At 56.1% G+C, this 18483-nt stretch carries 16 protein-coding genes; 7 read left to right on the top strand and 9 right to left on the bottom strand.

Annotated features, from left to right (window positions below):
• Both VGU61_RS02635 and VGU61_RS02640 read right to left on the bottom strand, forming a co-directional pair.
• Window positions 1–2182 (bottom strand): xanthine dehydrogenase family protein molybdopterin-binding subunit (locus VGU61_RS02635; RefSeq protein ID WP_326857549.1); only part of this gene is annotated, 2182 nt, incomplete at its 3' end.
• Window positions 2183–2416: 234 nt separating this feature from the next.
• Window positions 2417–3178: a sulfite exporter TauE/SafE family protein gene (locus VGU61_RS02640; RefSeq protein WP_326857550.1), complete on the bottom strand. Its 762-nt coding sequence runs from the start codon at window positions 3176–3178 to the stop codon at window positions 2417–2419.
• A gap of 257 nt (window positions 3179–3435) precedes the next feature.
• Between VGU61_RS02640 and VGU61_RS02645 the strand changes: the two genes are divergently transcribed.
• Window positions 3436–4335, top strand: coding sequence for a LysR family transcriptional regulator (locus VGU61_RS02645; RefSeq protein ID WP_326857551.1), 900 nt, complete (start codon window positions 3436–3438; stop codon window positions 4333–4335).
• Between the two features lie 154 nt (window positions 4336–4489).
• Here VGU61_RS02645 and VGU61_RS02650 read toward each other — a convergent pair whose 3' ends face one another.
• Window positions 4490–4696, bottom strand: a complete 207-nt coding sequence (locus VGU61_RS02650) for a cold-shock protein (protein WP_326857552.1) — start codon at window positions 4694–4696, stop codon at window positions 4490–4492.
• A 237-nt stretch (window positions 4697–4933) separates the two neighbouring features.
• On the opposite strand from VGU61_RS02650, the gene VGU61_RS02655 reads away from it, so the two are divergent.
• Complete coding sequence (locus tag VGU61_RS02655) at window positions 4934–6745, top strand: ATP-dependent DNA helicase RecQ (RefSeq protein WP_326857553.1); 1812 nt, start codon at window positions 4934–4936, stop codon at window positions 6743–6745.
• A 127-nt stretch (window positions 6746–6872) separates the two neighbouring features.
• Window positions 6873–7355 carry a hypothetical protein gene (locus VGU61_RS02660; protein ID WP_326857554.1) on the top strand — a complete coding sequence of 161 codons (483 nt, stop codon included), beginning with the start codon at window positions 6873–6875 and terminating at the stop codon, window positions 7353–7355.
• Between the two features lie 66 nt (window positions 7356–7421).
• Here VGU61_RS02660 and VGU61_RS02665 read toward each other — a convergent pair whose 3' ends face one another.
• Window positions 7422–8618, bottom strand: a complete 1197-nt coding sequence (locus tag VGU61_RS02665; RefSeq protein WP_326857555.1) for a serine hydrolase domain-containing protein — start codon at window positions 8616–8618, stop codon at window positions 7422–7424.
• Window positions 8619–8824: 206 nt separating this feature from the next.
• Here VGU61_RS02665 and VGU61_RS02670 point away from each other — a divergent pair, with 206 nt between their 5' ends.
• Window positions 8825–9151 (top strand): hypothetical protein, encoded by a 327-nt coding sequence (locus VGU61_RS02670; RefSeq protein WP_326857556.1) that lies wholly within the window; start codon window positions 8825–8827, stop codon window positions 9149–9151.
• Between the two features lie 112 nt (window positions 9152–9263).
• Here the strand turns inward: VGU61_RS02670 and VGU61_RS02675 are convergent, their stop codons facing one another.
• On the bottom strand, window positions 9264–10577 hold the full coding sequence (locus VGU61_RS02675) for an NAD(P)/FAD-dependent oxidoreductase (protein ID WP_326857557.1): 1314 nt from the start codon (window positions 10575–10577) through the stop codon (window positions 9264–9266).
• A gap of 135 nt (window positions 10578–10712) precedes the next feature.
• Here VGU61_RS02675 and VGU61_RS02680 point away from each other — a divergent pair, with 135 nt between their 5' ends.
• Window positions 10713–11693, top strand: coding sequence for a LysR family transcriptional regulator (locus tag VGU61_RS02680; protein WP_326857558.1), 981 nt, complete (start codon window positions 10713–10715; stop codon window positions 11691–11693).
• Between the two features lie 11 nt (window positions 11694–11704).
• On the opposite strand, the gene VGU61_RS02685 is transcribed toward VGU61_RS02680, so the two are convergent.
• Both VGU61_RS02685 and VGU61_RS02690 read right to left on the bottom strand, forming a co-directional pair.
• The gene (locus VGU61_RS02685; RefSeq protein WP_326857559.1) at window positions 11705–12376 is read right to left on the bottom strand and encodes a glutathione S-transferase; all 672 of its coding nucleotides are present in this window, start codon (window positions 12374–12376) and stop codon (window positions 11705–11707) included.
• Between the two features lie 61 nt (window positions 12377–12437).
• Window positions 12438–12731 carry a hypothetical protein gene (locus tag VGU61_RS02690; protein ID WP_326857560.1) on the bottom strand — a complete coding sequence of 98 codons (294 nt, stop codon included), beginning with the start codon at window positions 12729–12731 and terminating at the stop codon, window positions 12438–12440.
• A 123-nt stretch (window positions 12732–12854) separates the two neighbouring features.
• On the opposite strand from VGU61_RS02690, the gene VGU61_RS02695 reads away from it, so the two are divergent.
• Window positions 12855–15383 (top strand): bifunctional diguanylate cyclase/phosphodiesterase, encoded by a 2529-nt coding sequence (locus VGU61_RS02695; protein ID WP_326857561.1) that lies wholly within the window; start codon window positions 12855–12857, stop codon window positions 15381–15383.
• Between the two features lie 187 nt (window positions 15384–15570).
• On the opposite strand, the gene VGU61_RS02700 is transcribed toward VGU61_RS02695, so the two are convergent.
• Both VGU61_RS02700 and VGU61_RS02705 read right to left on the bottom strand, forming a co-directional pair.
• Window positions 15571–15846 carry an HU family DNA-binding protein gene (locus VGU61_RS02700; protein WP_326857562.1) on the bottom strand — a complete coding sequence of 92 codons (276 nt, stop codon included), beginning with the start codon at window positions 15844–15846 and terminating at the stop codon, window positions 15571–15573.
• A gap of 160 nt (window positions 15847–16006) precedes the next feature.
• Complete coding sequence (locus VGU61_RS02705; protein ID WP_326857563.1) at window positions 16007–17218, bottom strand: GGDEF domain-containing protein; 1212 nt, start codon at window positions 17216–17218, stop codon at window positions 16007–16009.
• A gap of 454 nt (window positions 17219–17672) precedes the next feature.
• Here VGU61_RS02705 and VGU61_RS02710 point away from each other — a divergent pair.
• The coding region (locus tag VGU61_RS02710; protein WP_326857564.1) for a branched-chain amino acid ABC transporter permease at window positions 17673–18483 on the top strand (811 nt) is incomplete at its 3' end.

An 18483-nucleotide genomic window follows, 5' to 3' on the forward strand; every position in this document is an offset into this window, starting at 1 on the left:
CAATCGGTGGCGTCCCTGGCTCGCCAACACCTTCCGGCGGCTCCGCATTCTTGATAATCACCGTCTCGACTTGCGGTGCCTGGTTCATGCGCAGCACCGGGTAGTCGTGAAAATTGGATTGCTCGATCTTTCCGTCCTTGATCGTCACTTCGCCACCAAGGGCTGCACTCAGGCCGAAGATCACGGAAGACTCCATCTGCTGGGCGATGATGTTGGGGTTGACCGCGATGCCACAATCGATTGCGCAAACCACTTTGTGCACCCGAATTTCGTTATTTTCGATCGACACTTCCGCAACCTCGGCAACGATGGACCCGAACGATTGGTGGAGCGCGACGCCGTGCGCCCTGCCGGCGGCAGGCTTCCCGGCTTTGGCAACCGCGGCATCCAGCACCGCGACATGGCGAGGACGATTTTTCAGTGCTGTCCGGCGAAAGGCCACCGGGTCCTTTCCGGCCGCATGCGCGAGTTCATCGATGAAACATTCTTTGAAAAACGCGTTGTGAGAATGTCCCACCGAGCGCCAGTAGCCTAGCGGAACAGGCGTCGGCACTGTTACATGCGCAATATGCTGATGCGGAAATTCATACTGCATGTCAAATACGCCTTCGGCAGTAGTTTTGTCCGGTCCGGCACCCGGCAGGCCGAATGTGCGTTCCATCACCTGGTGCGTGATCGAGCCGGAGGCCAGCTTGCTTTCGAACATGACCACGTGACCCTCTATATCGAGGGCAGCGGAAAAGCGCCCGATCGCCGCAGGCCGGTACATGTCGTGCCTGGTATCTTCTTCACGGCTCCAGATCAACTGAACAGGTGCGCCATCGGTTTGCCTGGCAATTGCCACGGCTTGCGCGACCATATCGATTTCAAGGCGCCGGCCGAATCCTCCACCGATGTAGGTAACATGCAGCGTCACGTCCTGGGGTGAAACACCGGCGGCTCCCGCGGCGGCATCGACTGCGATACTGGGCACCTGGGTCGGCACCCAGACCGTGACCTTGCCGTCCTTCACCTGGGCTGTGCAATTGATCGGCTCCATCGCCGCATGCGCCAGAAAAGGCGCGGTATATTCGGCGGTGATCGTCGTTGCCCTGTGCTGTGCCGGTGCCGGCTTGCCGGCGCTGTAATAGACAAATCCCGATTCGGTATCCAGCTTTGCTTTAAGCTCGCTGAACACGGCGCCGCTCGTCAACTTTTCGTTAGGCCCCGGATTCCAATCTACGGGGAGCGCCGCAACTGCCTGACGTGCCTGCCAATAGGTCTTTGCGACGACTGCCAGGCCCGACAAGCCGACGGCAGCGCCGGAGAAGTCGACGACCCGCAGCACCCCCGGCATGTTACGTACGGCATCCTTATCTGCCCGCTGTACGGACCCACCAATTGTGGGCGCCATCTTCACCGCGGCAAATACCAAGCCCGCCGGGCGCACGTCCAGGCCAAAGATGGCTGCGCCATTGACCTTGGCTGCGGAATCACGGCGCGGCTGCGCGGTGCCGATCAGCTTGAACTCCTGCGGTTTTTTGAGCCTGATATCTGTCGGCCTCGTGCCAACGGCTTTTGCTGCAAGATCGCCATAGGCGGTCCGTTTGCCGCTGTGGTGAAGCACCGCACCCTCTTCGGTTCGGCATTCGGAGGCCGGCACATTCCACTCCCTCGCGGCAGCTCCGACCAGCATCGCCCTCGCCGCGGCCCCTGCTTCACGCATCGGCCCCCAAGTATCCTTGACCGATGATGAACCTCCGGTAACCATCAGTCCGAGTTCACGCGCTATTTTTCCGGTGAACCATTCCGATGCTTTCTTCAGCGTGCCGGCGCCATCGGGATGGAAAGGCAATCCATCTCTTAACATCGCAATGTTGCCGAAGATCTTATCGATCGGAGCCTGCTCGATCTGGATGCTCGCCAACGGCACATCCATTTCCTCCGCCACCAGCATCGGCAACGCGGTGTACACGCCCTGCCCCATTTCACTTTGCGGCATGGCCAGCGTGACAGTTCCATCCCGCGCAATGCGGATCCAGCCGTTGAGCATCACCTCACCGTTTTTTGCCGGTACGGGGTTGGCAAGATTCAGGCGCTGGCGCGCCGGTAGCACACCCCAACCCACGATGAGGGCGCCTGCAATGCCGATTCCGCCGAGCAGAAAGCGGCGCCGGGATTTTCTTGGTTCGGTGGGACGCATGCTGTCTCCGTTTTTTGATTTCTCAGCATCCTACCCGATCTTTATGCGAAGAAATGTATCGATAGTGGAAAGGTAATCGGGAGCGTCGTGTTTGTTCAACGCGATGATGGATCGTCACCTGGCCGGCCAATCGGGAAGACAAAATGCCTACGGCCGGGGGCACATTGAGGTGTGGTTCATACAAAAGCCTTGCGGATCAATTTTGCGGAACCTCGGACATGCGAGTGCATGCGCCTACATCATGGTCTTGTAGAAATAAAACACCGTCAGCGCAAATCCGACCGCGATGATGAATCGCCGCAGCCACTGAGGCGGAATCTTGCGGGCTATCGTCGCTCCCCAATATCCACCAAGTGTCGCAGTGGCGAGCATGAGCAAGGTATGTGGCCAGCTGACTGCGCCGGCAATCACGAACGTCAGCACGGTGACGCTGTAGATCACCGCCGAAAGCAGGTTCTTGATCGCATTGATCTCATGAACATCGTCATGACCGGCCATTGCCAGACTGGCCAGCATCAAAATGCCCATGCCGGCGCCGAAGAAGCCGCCATAGACCGACACCACCGCTTGCCCGGCCAATGCCGCAGGACTGTTGGTCGGCGCACCGGCGGACGCCCCCCGCAGCAAGACGGACAGCTTTGAAGAGAATGCAAACAGGACCGTCGCGAATAGTAGAAGCCAAGGAATAAGTTTCGAGAACGTCGAGTCCTTCGTCGTAAGCAGCAGCAAGCCGCCTGCGATGCCACCGACAAAGGAAACGATGCCCATGGGTATCAGGTAACGCTTATAGCGTGCAAGCTCGTTTCTGAATGCCCATGCGCCTGACAAGCTGGCAGGCCAAAGCGCGACTGAGTTACTGGCATTGGCAATGACTGGCGGCACGCCTACCGCCAGCAGCGCGGGAAAAGAAAAGAATGTTCCGCCGCCGGCAACCGAATTCATCGCCCCGGCGCAGAACGCGGCGATCCCGACGAGAAGAATTTCCAGGATGCTCATGCTTCCACCATTTCGCCGAAATGGTCAGGGCAGGTGGAAAATCGGTTCGTCGATAGCCCAAGAACTACTAGGACAGATAAGAAGCTCGTGTTTAACGAAAATCTGATGAAGCTGAAACCGGCTGACTGATGCGCCATGGAAAATGCCTGCAGAAAGATGAAAACGTTGCCCAAGTATATTCAATATAAAATTACATAAACCAAACGAATTATCACTGCATTATTGCGTTTAAATCACAAGCAAATTCCGGGCGGATCGTGAATCACTTCAAGCAAATTTCAACATTTGTGGATGTTGCGGCAAAAGGCAATCTATCGGCTGTTGCCCGCGCTGAAGGGATCGCGCCCGCCATGATCGGCCGCCGCCTGGACGCTCTGGAAGAGCGACTGGGTGTGAAGCTGTTGCAGCGGACCACCCGCAAAATTGTATTGACCAATGAGGGCATGGCATTTCTTGAAGATTGCCAGCGCATTCTTGCCGATCTCGAAAATGCGGAAGCAGCAGTTTCCGAACGTAGCGCCAAGGCCAGCGGACATCTGCTGATCTCGGCACCGGCGGGATTCGGACGACGGCATGTGGCGCCGCTGGTGCCCTCGTTTCTTGCGGAGCACCGGGATGTCAGCGTTACACTGAATCTCAACGATCGCGTCGTCGACCTGATTGGCGAAGGCGTTGATGTTGCGATCCGTATCGCGGCCCTGTCTGATTCCAGCCTGATTGGCGTCAAACTCGCGGACAACAAGCGGGTGGTCGTAGCCTCGCCCGCTTACCTGAAACGCCATGGAACACCTGCGTCACTCGACGACCTCGCTCGCCATAACTGTCTCGCCATCAGCAGCGAAGGCAGTCAGCGCGGATGGACCTTCCGTCAGAACGGCAAGAACGTTACCTTGAAGGTTGGCGGCAATATGGTATGCAATGACGGAGCCGTGCTGCACGACTGGGCGTTGTCCGGGAAAGGACTTGCATGGCGTTCGATGTGGGAAGTCAGTACCGATATCAAATCCGGCCGCCTGACGACAGTGCTGGACGAATTTGCCGCTCCCGGTAATGACATTTACGCGGTATTCGCACAGCGCCGGCATCTTCCGCTTCGCATCAGGGCATTCGTGGATCTTCTGCGTCATGCCTACGCGCAACCGGATTACTGGAAATGACGGAGAAGGAGAATCTCCTGCGAGCGTCCGGACCATCTTGCAAACGCAATGAATGAGGCATAAAAAAAGCTCCGGGAAACCGGAGCTTTTTGCTGCATCTTCAGCGGCTATACAGACAAGCTTTTTCGCTTACCCGTTCAGGTGCGTGCCTGAATTAGCTGATCACTTGAATGTTCGATGCCTGTTTGCCCTTCGGGCCGGTCGTCACTTCGAAAGAAACGCGCTGGTTTTCTTTCAGAGACTTGAAACCATTGGACTGGATCGCGGAGAAGTGTGCGAAGAGATCCTCGCCGCCTTCGTCCGGAGTGATGAAGCCGAAACCTTTGGAGTCATTGAACCATTTAACAGTACCTGTTGCCATTACATTTCCTATTTCAGTTGAGTTGGGCTGTTGCCCGGGTAGAGCCTTTGAAGCAAGAAAGGAATGACAGACGAATACTGCACTACTAGCTAACACTTCAACGGTGCGAAATTATACCTCAGCTCATATCCAAAAGTGAAAGTTAATACAATTCAGCGCCTTTGAAATGTCATTAGGCCGACGGATTTCAACACGTTTGATGCTTTGCCAGATGTGGCACGGATACTGCATATCCTGATGCACCAGAATTTATCAAAGCAATTCATGCCCAATAGAATCGCAGCTACATCTCCACCCGGCAAGAGCAACCCGCTGCCGGCGCGCCAAGCCAGGAAAAGCATGTTCAGTCGTATCCCCGCCAAAGATGCAAGGTTGCTTGAAGAAACTCTCGAGGAAATATTCGGCATCACACGTTTGCGCCCTGGCCAGCAGGAAGTCATCGAGAGTATTCTGCGAGGCAAGGATACCTTGGCAGTCATGCCCACCGGTGCGGGAAAATCACTTTGCTACCAATTGCCCGCGCTCAAGATGCCTGGAACGACCATCGTCGTTTCCCCGTTGATTTCGCTGATGAAGGATCAGGTAAGCAAGCTCGAAGAAGCCGGTGTCGCGGCATCGGAAGTCAACAGCACGTTAACCTCCCGCGAAGAAAGCGAAGCCCTGGAGGATATCGAACAAGCGAATAGCGAATTTATTTTCACCACCCCCGAACGACTATGTGACCCGGAATTCCTTGAATCGGTGAAACAAGCCAACGTGGATCTGTTCGTGATCGACGAAGCACATTGCATTTCGCAATGGGGACACGATTTTCGTCCCGCCTTTCTTCAACTCGATGCGGCGATCGCCGCACTCGGCAACCCCACCGTACTTGCCTTAACCGCGACAGCAACGGATGAGGTAGTTGCCGACATCACCGCGCAGTTGAAGCGACCGAATATGCACATCGTCAATACCGGCATATATCGGAAAAATTTACGCTACCAGGTGATTGCGACAACAGATGAAATCGAGAAACAGCATGAGGTCCTCCGGATCGTCAGGGAGACGAATGGATCGGGTATCGTCTACGCAGCAACGGTAAAAATGGTGGAAGAACTGCACGCTGCATTGCTGGCCGCCGAGCAGGACGTCACGAAATACCATGGCCAGATGCCGGCGAAGGAACGCACCCACAATCAGGAATTGTTTATGCAGGGCGACTGCCGCGTGATGGTCGCGACGAATGCTTTTGGCATGGGCATCGACAAGCCGGATATCCGCTTCGTCGTGCATCATCAGATTCCAGGCAACCTCGAAGCCTACTATCAGGAATCCGGTCGAGCGGGCCGTGATGGCGAACCGGCGGATTGCATTCTTCTTCACTACCTGAAGGACAAAAGGCTGCAGCAATTCTTTCTTGCGCGGCGATATCCCACGGCCACCGATGTGAATGCCGTCTATTCGGCGCTCGCCGCATTGGCAAAGGATGAACCCGACATATCGTTCGGACGGCTGGAAAGCGAACTTGAGCAACTGCCGGCAAGCAAACTGCATGTTGCACTCAAATTGCTGAGGGACGGCGGCTTCATTGCCCAAGACGATGCCCTTTCCTACCATATCACTACAAAAGAGGTAGACGCAAAGGCATTGGGCGAGCTTGTCGCAGGCTATGAAAAGAAAAGCGATCGGGACCATGACGCGCTGGAGCGGATGGTCTTCTATGCACAAACAGGGTTCTGCCGTTGGAGGGTTCTGCTCGAATACTTCGGCGAAGAGGCTGAATCGGAGCATTGCGGCAACTGCGACAATTGCCTGAAGCCACCGGAGGAAGTGCTGACTCCAGTACCCGATCGTAGTCAGAATCCGCTTCCGGCTGCACATTACGAGGCATCGCCATTTCACGCCGGAAGCGCGGTCAAGGTCAGTAAGTACGGTGAAGGCCAGGTAGTTGAAATACAAGGCGACAAGGTAACGATTGTCTTTCCGGATGCAACAAGAAAAACGTTTCTTGAAAGCTATGTAGAGTTGGTTGAAGCGGCATCGCCGGAAAACCCGCAGCCAACCTGACCTGCTTGGCCGACATTGCAAGTTCCCTTTCAGCAGGTACATTGTTTAACAACCGCGCTTGCAGGACGTGGATGAATGACTTGTCCGAATGCACACCACTTCAACACTTAATAATGAAAGGAAGAACATGAAGCACACGATACTCGCCGCTGCCATGCTTGCAGCAATCTCCCTTACTGCTTGCAACAAGCAGGAGGCCAACACCAATACCGGTTCGACCGATGCAGGCAGTACCGGAGTGCCCACTGCACCCGGTTCGGGCGCCGCGACGGCCGGCGGCAGCGGCGCAACGAACAACAGCGGCGCGGTGAACGGGGGCGCCAGTAGCGCGCCAGGCGCTGCGAACACCGGGAACACGGGGTCGGCCGCGTCACCGACCCCTCCGGCTGCAACTACCAGCACGGCAGAGTCCCCCGCCGGGTCGGGCGCAGGCACAGGTTCAGCAGGTGCAGCAGGTACAGGTTCAGCAGGTGCGGCCGACGCAACGACGGGTTCGCAGGCAGGCGGCGCAGGCGGCAGCAGCGCGTCGACCGGCACGCCCAGCGGCCTGAGCGATACGACAGGCGGCAAAGCACCCGGCACGTCTGCATCGGGAGAAAAGAAAGAGTAAGCGGGCGATATTCCAGGCACACGTCGTTTCAGCGATGCGTGCCTTCGTTTTGCATCTACTGATTCCTCAGTTGAGCGCGCCGTAGACGAGATTTCGGAAAAGCTGCCTGTAATGATTGCGTTGCTCGGGTGCCTGCATCAGGAAGATCGCAAGCATCTTCTCCACCGGATCGATCCAGAAATACGTTCCGGCCAGACCGCTCCACGTATAGTCACCGACAGAGCCGGGTATGAACGCGCCACCCGGCGAAATGCGAACCCCGAATCCCAAGCCAAAGCCGTAACCGGGACCGGGAAGAAAACTGGCGCCTGCCCGTGCTTCCGGCATTTGCCCGAGATGGTCGCTGGTCATGTACCGCAATGTAGCCCGGGACAGGATTCGCTTGCCGTCCAACTCCCCTTCGTTTAGAAGCATGCGGGCAAAGCGTAAATAATCATATACCGTCGACATCATGCCGCCGCCGCCGGAAAGAAAGGTCGGTCGCCGCAACGGATCAAGCAGCTTTACGGCATTGCGGGTGACAGGATCGATAGCAAACGGCTCGGCGATGCGGTGTGCATGTTCAGCCCGCACCTGAAAACCCGTTTCATGCATTGCAAGCGGCTCGAGGATACGCTCTGCGAGCACGGCATCCAGCGGCGCGCCGCATATCCGCTCCAGCAGTACGCCCAGCACATCCGTCGAATGGCTGTACTCCCAGGTCGTTCCAGGCTGGTAGGCGAGCGGCAGGCCGGCAATGCGTTCGATGAACTCAGCGCTGCTCGCCTTGACTGTGCCAACGCCTGCTTTCAGATACTCGCTCTTCACAAGCGATTCACCGAAGATGCCATAAGTCAGGCCTGACGTATGACGAAGCAGATCCTGCACGGTTATCGGCTGGCGCGCATCAGTTAAGTGGAGTGAGCGAACGCCATCCGGTCCGGTGATTTCAACGCCGACCTTCATGCGGCGAAATTCGGGAAGGTACTTGTCAATAGGATCCGAAAGCAGCATCCGGCCCTCTTCAACCAAGGTCATGATGGCGACCGACACCAGCGGCTTGGTCATGGAATAAATGCGGAAGATACTATCGAGCGCCATCGGTGCAGCCGTTTGCGGAACCTGCAGGCCAAGCGCCTTTTCGTACACCACGGTATCGGCTCTCGCGATCAGCATCACTGCCCCCGGAATTAGACCGGCATCAATGTCGGCACGGATCTTCTCGGTAATTGCCTCAAGGCGGGAAGCAGAGAATCCGGTGTGAACATTTAGATTGCATTTCATACGGAGTTCATTTCAGATTAAGGAGTAGAGACATTATGACGGCATACCCGGAAAAATTCATGCGGGGCGGCAATGGCGTTTGGTTGCAAATTGTTACTTAATAAAGCGCCATTAGACGTGAAGGCTGTCAACCGGCATACATTGCACCCGTTCTAGACTCGTGCTCGTCACAAATGTTTGTCAACCTCAACCAGAAAGGTTCCATCATGAATAAATTAGTTGCCGCACTGATCGCCAGCGTATTCGCCGCGTCCGCTTTCGCAGCCGGCCACACCGCATCCCCTGCAACCGGTACGCATAAAGGCGACAGCAAGATGCATGAGTCGGATGCGAAGGCAGGCAAGGACGCCGCAAAGGCAGATGAAAAAGCAGCCAAGGCGGATGCGAAGGCCGAGAAGCAGAAAGCGAAAGCCGATGCAAAGGCCAGCAAGCAGAAAGCCGAAGCCAAGGCCGACAAGGCTGAAGCAAAGGCGGACGCCAAAGCAGACAAGGCCGAAGCAAAAACTGATAAGGCCACGTCCACAACAAAATAAGCAAGTATCAGGACGCATGGATCGAATAACGAAAGAGGCAGGATATCCTGCCTCTTTCGCGTCGCCCCCGATCCGCGCTTACGGCTTCCGGAGGCGTTTGATCCGCAGAGCGCTAATGCAGCTTCACCGGCGGCGCAAGCCTGTCCCGCAACCAGTGCGATATGGTTTGAGCCACCATGCTCGCAAAACCATGCAGCGCCAGAACGTGCTTCCGGTACATGAGACGGTACAGCACGCGGGCGAGAATGCCATCGACGACCACTCCCCTGTTGCCCAGCTTCCCCAGTCTGCCGATCAGGACGCCAACTGCAACGAATGGGCCAAGCGATACAAGCGAACCGTAATCCCGGTACTGAAAATGCGGCAGTTGGTCGACGCCTGCCTTGCCTAGCACCGACGCAAGAAAAACGGCCTGCTGATGCGCAGCCTGCGCCCTGGGCGGAATGACGGTTCCATTGACCGAACATATGTGGCTTGAACAGTCTCCTATAGCAAACACTTTCGGATCGTCGATGGTTTGAAGGCTGGGGCCCACAAGAATTTGCCGAAGCCGGTTAAGACGCAGCCCGAGTGCTGCGCAAACCTGCGGCCCTTCGACACCCGCCGCCCACAAAGTGATATCGGACGCATGAACGTTGCCTGCATCGTCGTGTACCGCGTCCGAGGTTACACGCGCCACGCCGCTGCCGGTGGAGACATCGATACCAAGCGATCTAAGATACTGCTCCGCATTGCGCGCGAGTTTCGCATCAAGCTGCGGCAGTATTCGTTCACCGCGCTCGACGATACGAATCCGCACGTCTCGCGCCGGATCGAGCGCATGAATGTTGTACTTCGCAAGCGCATGCGCGGTGTGGTGGAGTTCGGCGGCAAGCTCCACGCCAGTCGCGCCGGCCCCGACGATGACGACGTTGACTTTCGCATCGGGTTCGGCCCCGGACTCGCGACGCAGACCCTTTTGGATACAAAGAGCGACAAGCCGCTGGCGGAACTGCTCCGCCTGACTCACCGAATCCAAGGTCATCGAATGCTCGGCCGCGCCGGGTATGCCGAAGAAATTGGTAACCGCACCGAAAGCCAATACCAGCTTGTCGTAGCGCAGCTTGCGGCCGGGCTGGCGTTCCAATCCGTCGCCGCCATGGCATGCGCCGACATCAATGATCCGGGCGTCGCGGTCGACTGACGTCACTTCGCCATGAACAAACTCGAAATGATGGTGCGCCGCCTGGGCCGAGTATTCCACTTGATGCACTTGCGGATCAAGCTTGCCCGAGGCTACCTCATGCAGCAACGGCTTCCAGATATGCGTCGGCGACCGATCGACCAGGACAATACGGGCTCGACGCCGGCGGCCAAGCCGGTCGCCAAGCCGTGTCGCCAATTCCAAGCCACCTGCTCCTCCGCCCGCGATAACGATGGTCTGCATAGAAACCCTCCAATAAACATGAAAACTTGTGCGCCGGTGAATTGACACGATGTACCGGCTTGTTGGCTGTTAATATAAGCGCAACAAACACAAAAGAAAAATTAATTTTTCTGCCATATCGATAAGGTTTTACTTATGTATCACGCGAGCTTCAAACAATTGCAAGCCCTCCTGTTGGTTGCGCGGCACGAGAGCGTCTCAAGGGCCGCAGATGCCTTGCACGTTACCCAGCCGGCCGTATCACTGCAACTTCGGATGCTGGAGGAAGCGGCGGGAACGCCGCTGACACGGCGCGTCGGCCGCGGTATACAACTGACAGCCGCAGGGGAAGTCATGGTCAGTTTTGCGGAACGTATACTCGGCATCTGGGAGGAGGCTGCCGACGAGATAGCCGCGTTGAAGGGCGTGATCAGCGGTACCTTGCGTATCGGCGCGATTACCACGGCTGAATACATCCTGCCGCCGATGCTGGTCAAGTTCACCACCGAGCGCCCTGATGTACGAATTAAACTTAAGGTCGGCAATCGCAACGAGATCGTCAGCATGCTAGCCAAACATGAGGTCGATCTCGCCATCATGGGAACGCCGCCCCACGAATTGCGCACGAATGCATCACGCTTCGCGCGTCACCCAATGGCATTTGTTGCGAGCCCAAATCATCCTTTGATGAATCGCAAGCGAATTACGCTTGCCGACATCATGGAAACCAACTTGCTGGTGCGCGAAAGAGGCTCGGGGACGAGAACCGCCGTCGAACGCATCTTCAAGGAAGCTGGCTACCCATTGCGTATCGGGTCCGAGTTGTCGAGTAACGAAGCGATCAAACGCATGGTCGTCGCCGGTCTCGGCGTCGCGTTCCTGTCGATGCATGCGTGCATGCTGGAGTTTGAAGCCGGTCTGGTTCGCATGCTGCCGATGCAGGGAAATCCTGTCGAAGCAGACTGGTATGTGATGCACCTGATCGACAAACCGGTGCCGATTGTCGCGGCGGCATTTCAGGACTTCGTCATTGAAAGCGGACAGGCGGAAGTGCGTGCCCAGTTAAGCGCCTTTCACAAGGAAGCGGTGAAAACCCGTCCCAGGAATGAAAAGGCGACAGTGACTGCCCGCCGCTGAAGGCACAATGCCTAATTCAGCAATTCGTATTCGCCGCCACGCTCAAGCGCACGCTTGTAGGCAGGTCGGGCGTGAATACGTTTGAGAAAATCCATCAGTCTCGGCCGGTTATTGTCCAGTCCCGCCCGTGCGGCAGCGGCTTCGAGCGGAAAGCTCATCTGTATGTCCGCGGCGGAAAATTGATTGCCTGCAAACCATTCGGAATGCGCCAATTCCTGCTCGAGGTAGTCCAGGTGCCGTTCGATCTGCGGCTGTATAAATGAGGCTTTGGCGCGGCGCGCGATGGCCGCCGCAACAGGCCGGACGAGAAATGGCATCGGACCTTTCTCGATGCGATCGAATACCAGTTTCAGGAGCAACGGAGGCATCGCCGATCCTTCCGCGTAATGCAGCCAGTAAGTGTATTTCAGTCGTTCAGGCGTTCCCTCGGGAGGGGCCAGCTTTTGCCGCCCGTATTGCTGCACCAGGTACTCGATGATTGCACCTGACTCGGCAAGCGTCAGTTCCCCGTCGACGATGACCGGGGATTTACCGAGCGGATGAATTTCCCGAAGCGATGCAGGGGCCAGCATAGTCGCCCGATCCCTTTCATAACGCCGGATTTCATAGTCGATTTCAAGTTCCTCCAGCAGCCAGAGAATACGCTGCGATCGGGAGTGATTCAGGTGATGAACGATGATCATGGATGCCTATTATGCGTTTTTAAGAACACTGCCAAATGATAATGCGGGCAAGTGCCTGGATTCACCAAAGTGAAACAACATTCTTTTGGCAGGTTGCTTTTGACAGGCGAAGTTGCCTTAAAGTCAGACCACGGCATTCAGAAATATAGGTTAACGCATTGCAACAAAGCTGCATTTTCGATATTTCCATATGGTAACCTTCTGGAAGCTCCAAGCCGCCACATAGCGCACTGAGCAACGACAATCTGCCACTGCCAATTAAAACCGGCCAACCGGAAGCTGCGAGATGGCTAACAACACCCCCGTCAAATTCCTTGCACGGGAATTTTGGAAAATCAGTTTCTTCCGCGATCAACTTCGCGCAATTCTCGCTTGGTTGTTTATAGGCCTACTACTCTGCGGACTGCTGTGGAGCATTGCCCTTTCAAAGATCGAGAACGACCGGCACGCAATCAAGGACCGCGCACTGCATCAAGCCATGTCCCTAGCGCACGCCTACTCGGATGAGCTGTTTCGTACGATCAGGCAGATCGATCAGATCACACTCAATCTGAAATACTACTGGCAAAAAACCGGAGGGAAGCTCGAACTGGAAGACCAACGCAACTTTGGGCTTTATCCCGCCTCATCAATGCTGCAGGTTGTCATCGTCGACCGCAACGGCATGCCGCTTACCAGCACCCATGGTATGGCCAATGAAGACCCGGCGTTGTCGGGCAAGGATTTCTTCAGGCGTCACAAGAACGATCCTTCTCCCCAATTGCTGATCAACCCGCCGTCGCCGGAGCTGGACATCGATCGAATGCGCGTGCGCTTCTCACGCCGCCTGGATACGGCTGACGGGGAGTTTGACGGAATCGTAATCGTCTCGGCGACTCCCGACTACCTCGCCTCTTTTCACGATGAATCGCTGTTGAACGGTGGCGATCTCCATGGCGTGACGGATGCCAACGGCACCGTGCTCGCCTTCAAGGGCGACGTGAAGATCAATTCAAATGGGCGAGGTCTCAACCATATTTTGCCGATGGTCGAAAACGAACCCCAGGTCTTGTCGTTGGCGGGGATGCACTTCAGCGACCAGCGTTCCCGCATGGTTGTGCGGCAGGCAGTTCCGCAGTATCCCGTCACGGCCGTAATCGCTCTGTCCGATGAGGAGATGTTCCAGTCATACCATCAGGCACGAGACAGCTATCGCAATATCGCCGTCATCGGCAGCATTTGCCTTATCGCCTTCACGCTGACCGGAATGATTTTTTCCCTGCGGCTTGCGTGGCGAAACCAACAGGCGGACGAAGTGCGGAGAGCGTACCGCATGGCGACGGACGAAGCGCGCGAAGGGTTCTACATGGTGCGGGCGATATACGACCGCGACAGGAAAATCGTCGATTTTCTCCTCGAAGACTGCAATGAACGTGGTGCAAGCATCGCGGGCCTCACGCGTGCCGGCATGATCGGAATGCGCTTCTGGCAGTTGTTCAGCGGCGAGCATGCCAAGGAAACGTTCGAATTCTTTGTCGAAGTAATGCGTACCGGATTTTATGAAGGCGAGTATCTGGTATCGCCGAATAGTCCTGTGCATGGAACATGGATGCACAGGAAACTGGTGCGGTCCGGCGATACGCTCGCAATTACGCTGCGCGATGTATCAGATACCAAGGCACATGAGCAAGCGCTGGCGAAACTCGCCAATACCGATGTACTGACCAATCTTCCCAACCGTCATTGGTTGACGGAGTTCCTGCCCGGCGCGCTCGAACGCGCAAAGCACAGCGGGAAGAAAGCCGCATTACTGTTTGTCGATCTTGACGACTTCAAGAACATCAATGATACGCTCGGCCATGCTTCGGGCGATGAACTGCTCCAGGCGGCGGCACTGCGATTGCGGTCGGTCATCCGCCCCGGTGACAACGTGGCACGCCTGGGTGGCGACGAGTTTACCGTGATCATCGAGCAGGTCGAGAGCAACGACGACGTCTGCCGCGTAGCGGAACGGATCGTAAAAACCCTGAGCGAACCGTTTCATCTCGCTGACGGCAATGGCCATATCGTTCACGGTTCGATCGGCATCAGCCTCTATCCGGAAGACGGTGATGATGCGAGAACCTTGCTTAAACATGCGGACATTGCGATGTACGCAGCAAAGGCGAACGGCAAGGGGCACTATCAATTCTTCCAGCCACAGCTTTCGGAATCCCTGGTAGTCCGGCTTAACCGTGAACATGCATTGCGCGGCGCGATTGAACGCGACGAGTTCGTCCTCTTCTATCAGCCTCGCGTCGACACCTTCAGCGGCGAGCTGCGCAGCATGGAGGCGCTGGTGCGATGGATGCACCCGGAGCGTGGGCTGGTGCCGCCGCTGGACTTCATTCCAATGGCGGAGGACACCGGGCTGATCGTTAAACTGGGAGAACTGGTCATCAGGAAGGCATGTGCCCAGCTTGCACAGTGGAAGGCAGCCGGGCTTGCGCTGGTGCCGGTTTCGATCAATGTGTCGCCGCGCCAGTTCAACCAGGGCAATATCAGCGCACTTTTCGCCTCCAGCATGGCGGAGCACGGTATCGACGCCACCCTGGTTGAAATCGAAATCACGGAGTCATGCATGATGGGAGATGGCCATGTGGTTACCGAACAGTTGGCGGCGATCGATCGGCTCGGGATCAGGTTGCTGGTCGATGACTTCGGCACAGGCTATTCATCGCTTTCGCAATTGCAGCAGCTCGATCTCGATACACTCAAGATCGATAAAGCGTTCACGGCCCAGGTTTGCAACGGCAAGGAAGGCGAAGCCTTCTTTATGGCGATCTTGTCGATGGCACATGTGCTCGGCATGAGCGTGGTGGCCGAAGGTGTGGAGACGGAGGAGCAGTTACAAGTGCTGCAGGCACTGTCATGCAATGAGGTGCAGGGATACTATGTGTCGAAACCCGTGCCTGCCGCCGAGATGCCGGCATTGATGGAAAAGCGGTTTCTGTTTCCGGCGACCCGGAATTTGCTGAAAGCGGGATGAGACAAGCCGAAGGGCCATCCTGTGGAAGGGTCGGCGGCTGAGAAGGCCGCACGTAATTCTGGAGATTTACCCTGCTCCAAGCAAATTCAGCTGCGCTGCCGACCAGTCCGGCCGCATGCGGAATTGCATCTGTGAGCAGGGAAAAGGGACGTACTATCGCCGTCCCTGGAATCTCGAATTCAGCTACTTATTTGTTGACCGCATCCTTGAAAGCTTTACCTGCTGCGAACTTCACTGTATTCGCTGCAGCGATTTTGATCTCTTCTCCGGTACGTGGATTCCGGCCGGTGCGTTCCGCACGCTTGCCGGCGGCGAAAGTACCGAAACCGACCAACTGTACCGTATCGCCATTGGCCACCGCCTTGACAACGTTGTTCACAATCGATTCGAGCGCGCGCTGTGCAACCGCCTTTGACAGGTCGCAATCTTCTGCGATGGCGTCGATGAGTTCCGTCTTGTTCATGCAATCTCCTTGGTTGAAAGAGAGTGGATTCTAGCATCAGAGCCACGTTGCATTTCATCGAATTGCTTTTTCGCATCATCCATACACCGCTTTACAACGCTATTGCCCGTTCAAGCACCGTCAAATCCATGTTCTGTTTCCGTATGGCGATGACAAGAAGTCATGCCGATGCGCCAGTGGCGACGTCTTCCATTACCACACGATTGCGGCCCGATTGCTTTGCCTTGTAGAGTGCTGCGTCGGCGGAAGCGAGAAATTGATGCGGATATTGTGTGACGTCGGGGTCGATGCCGGCCACGCCGATGCTGATCGTGACCACGTCCGCTGTCGAGGATTGTGCGTGCGGTATGCTTAGGTCGAAGATGGCCAGTCGAATCTTCTCCGCGGTCTCGATGGCCTGCTCCTTCGATATGCCCGGCAGGAGCCCGACAAACTCCTCGCCCCCGGTGCGTGCGATGATCTCGTCGCGACGCCGGAAGTTCGCGTTGAGCACCGCCGCGACCCGGACCAATGCGCGGTCGCCGGCGATATGGCCATAGCTATCGTTGTAGGCCTTGAAATGATCGACATCGATGAAAAGCACCCACAAAGGCGTGCGGTTGACTTGCGCATAGGCGAGCAGCTGGGGAAACCGCAGGTCGAAGTAGCGCTTGTTGTAGGACGAGGTCAGACCATCCCGATAGGACAGGTTTTCCAGTGTATCGTTTGCCTGCTGCAGCTCCTGCTTCCGAGCCGCGTCTCTCTCGGCAAGGAGGAAGCTTCGCCGCTCTTCCAGCTCGTGCCAGTAATTCCCCAGCAGGGATACGGATGCGGCTGAAAACAGCAGCACGAAATTATTGATATGCGATGCCAGGGGAATGTGGGCCGCTTCAAGAGAAATGATCACGAAGTAGACGAGGAAGGCGGTCGATACCACGAACGCCAGCACAAACCGGAAACGGACGACGACGTTGCTGAAGACGATGAACAGGCAAAACCCCGCCAATTCCTGCACCGCCAGCGGTGCCCTGCTTTGCAGGACCAGCCAGACGGTCGTCGCTCCGATCAGGAATGCGACAACGGCAACAAGGCCTTCCCGGACATGATAGTTGGCGATATAGCCGAACAGAAAACTGGTGGCCGCAAATACGGGAAACGCAACGAGAAACCGGAATTGCCAGATATGAAGATAGATGTCCGGCAGCAGTGCATAGTCGCACAGGGCGAACAGAAGATAAACGAACGAACCGGCCCACGAGGTATTCCAGATATGCCGCGTGCGCTGGTTCCTGATCCTTTCCTGGAAATAGCTTTCGACGTCTTTGGGAAAAGCCAGCAATGGCGAATGCTTGGCAAGCAGCGCGTCGATGGTTTCCTGCGAAGGACTTTTCATATACCCCGTTTATTGCAACGAAGACCACAGCAACAGCATGACAAACGGAACCGACTTGGTTCACATTCGGAAAATAGTGAAAAGACGTTCGAAATACGCTGCAGCACAAACCGCTCACGGCTGAAATAATCCCAAGACCGGAAACTGCAAACGCTGCAGGCATTCAAACAAGCTTTGAGCACGCATGCTTCGACAGTGCATTCAAGCCAAACCCTGCGGCGTTCAATTATTGCACGAAGGCAATAATTAATCACAGTTTTCCTTGAGTTCAAGCAATAGGAGTGACAACAAGTTTTGCATAGCAGAACTTGGTTCCAATATCTGTTGACACTCAATCCGGGTATACGTTAACTTCGCACCCACATTAAGTCTTTGGCATGAAGGCATCTTCATGCTGTGACTAATAAAAAAGGCCGGACCGCCAGGGACCGGCCACATCATAGGAGACGACAACTTGGAACTTGTACTTCAGCAGGTCCTGAACGGACTTACATTGGGAGGGGTGTATAGCCTGGTTGCATTGGGCCTCACCTTGGTGTACGGCATTCTTCACGTGCCCAACTTTGCCCACGGCGCGTTTTACATGGCCGGCGCCTACGCATCTTTCTTCCTGATGACAGCGACAGGTGTCAATTACTGGCTCGCCATGCTTGGCTCCGCCGCAGTGGTTGCCATCATTGCCGTTATCGCCGAACGGTTGGTATTCCATCCGCTGCGCAATTCACCAGGCTTGCATCACATGATTGCGGCGATCGGACTTTTGCTCTTCCTCGAGTCGGGTGCGCAAGCAATCTGGGGCGCCGACTTTCACCGGTTGCAGACACCGTATGGCGGCATCCTGAATTTCTCTGGCCTGATCCTGCCGGTGCAGCGCTTGCTGATCATCATCGCCGCGTTCAGCCTCATGATTGGCCTCCATTTGTTCCTGAAGAAAACAGTAATGGGGTCGACCATCATTGCGATGGCGCAAAACCGTGACGGTGCTGCGCTAGTCGGCATTGATCCCAATCGCGTTGCGATGCTGACCTTTGCCATCTCCGGCGTGCTGGCTGCCGTGGCCGCAACCTTGTATGCACCAATCAACCTGGTGTATCCCGCCATGGGCCATCTCGTCATTACCAAGGCATTCGTGATCATCGTGTTGGGCGGAATGGGAAGTGTCCCCGGTGCGATCGTGGGTGGCTTGATTATCGGTTTTGCCGAGGCCTTCGGCGCGTTCTATATCTCAACCGATTACAAAGACATCATCGCCTTTGTATTGCTGG

Origin of the sequence: Noviherbaspirillum sp., assembly GCF_035944575.1 — a bacterium.
In the GTDB taxonomy this organism is placed as follows: Bacteria; Pseudomonadota; Gammaproteobacteria; order Burkholderiales; family Burkholderiaceae_D; genus Noviherbaspirillum.

Coding starts and splice junctions, on each gene's coding strand:
- VGU61_RS02640 (WP_326857550.1), bottom strand. CDS start 3,178: ATGAGCATCCTGGAAATTCTTCTCGTCGGGATCGCCGCGTTCTGCGCC.
- VGU61_RS02650 (WP_326857552.1), bottom strand. CDS start 4,696: ATGGCAACAGGTACTGTTAAATGGTTCAATGACTCCAAAGGTTTCGGC.
- VGU61_RS02655 (WP_326857553.1), top strand. CDS start 4,934: ATGCACCAGAATTTATCAAAGCAATTCATGCCCAATAGAATCGCAGCT.
- VGU61_RS02660 (WP_326857554.1), top strand. CDS start 6,873: ATGAAGCACACGATACTCGCCGCTGCCATGCTTGCAGCAATCTCCCTT.
- VGU61_RS02665 (WP_326857555.1), bottom strand. CDS start 8,618: ATGAAATGCAATCTAAATGTTCACACCGGATTCTCTGCTTCCCGCCTT.
- VGU61_RS02670 (WP_326857556.1), top strand. CDS start 8,825: ATGAATAAATTAGTTGCCGCACTGATCGCCAGCGTATTCGCCGCGTCC.
- VGU61_RS02675 (WP_326857557.1), bottom strand. CDS start 10,577: ATGCAGACCATCGTTATCGCGGGCGGAGGAGCAGGTGGCTTGGAATTG.
- VGU61_RS02680 (WP_326857558.1), top strand. CDS start 10,713: ATGTATCACGCGAGCTTCAAACAATTGCAAGCCCTCCTGTTGGTTGCG.
- VGU61_RS02685 (WP_326857559.1), bottom strand. CDS start 12,376: ATGATCATCGTTCATCACCTGAATCACTCCCGATCGCAGCGTATTCTC.
- VGU61_RS02695 (WP_326857561.1), top strand. CDS start 12,855: ATGTCCCTAGCGCACGCCTACTCGGATGAGCTGTTTCGTACGATCAGG.
- VGU61_RS02700 (WP_326857562.1), bottom strand. CDS start 15,846: ATGAACAAGACGGAACTCATCGACGCCATCGCAGAAGATTGCGACCTG.
- VGU61_RS02705 (WP_326857563.1), bottom strand. CDS start 17,218: ATGAAAAGTCCTTCGCAGGAAACCATCGACGCGCTGCTTGCCAAGCAT.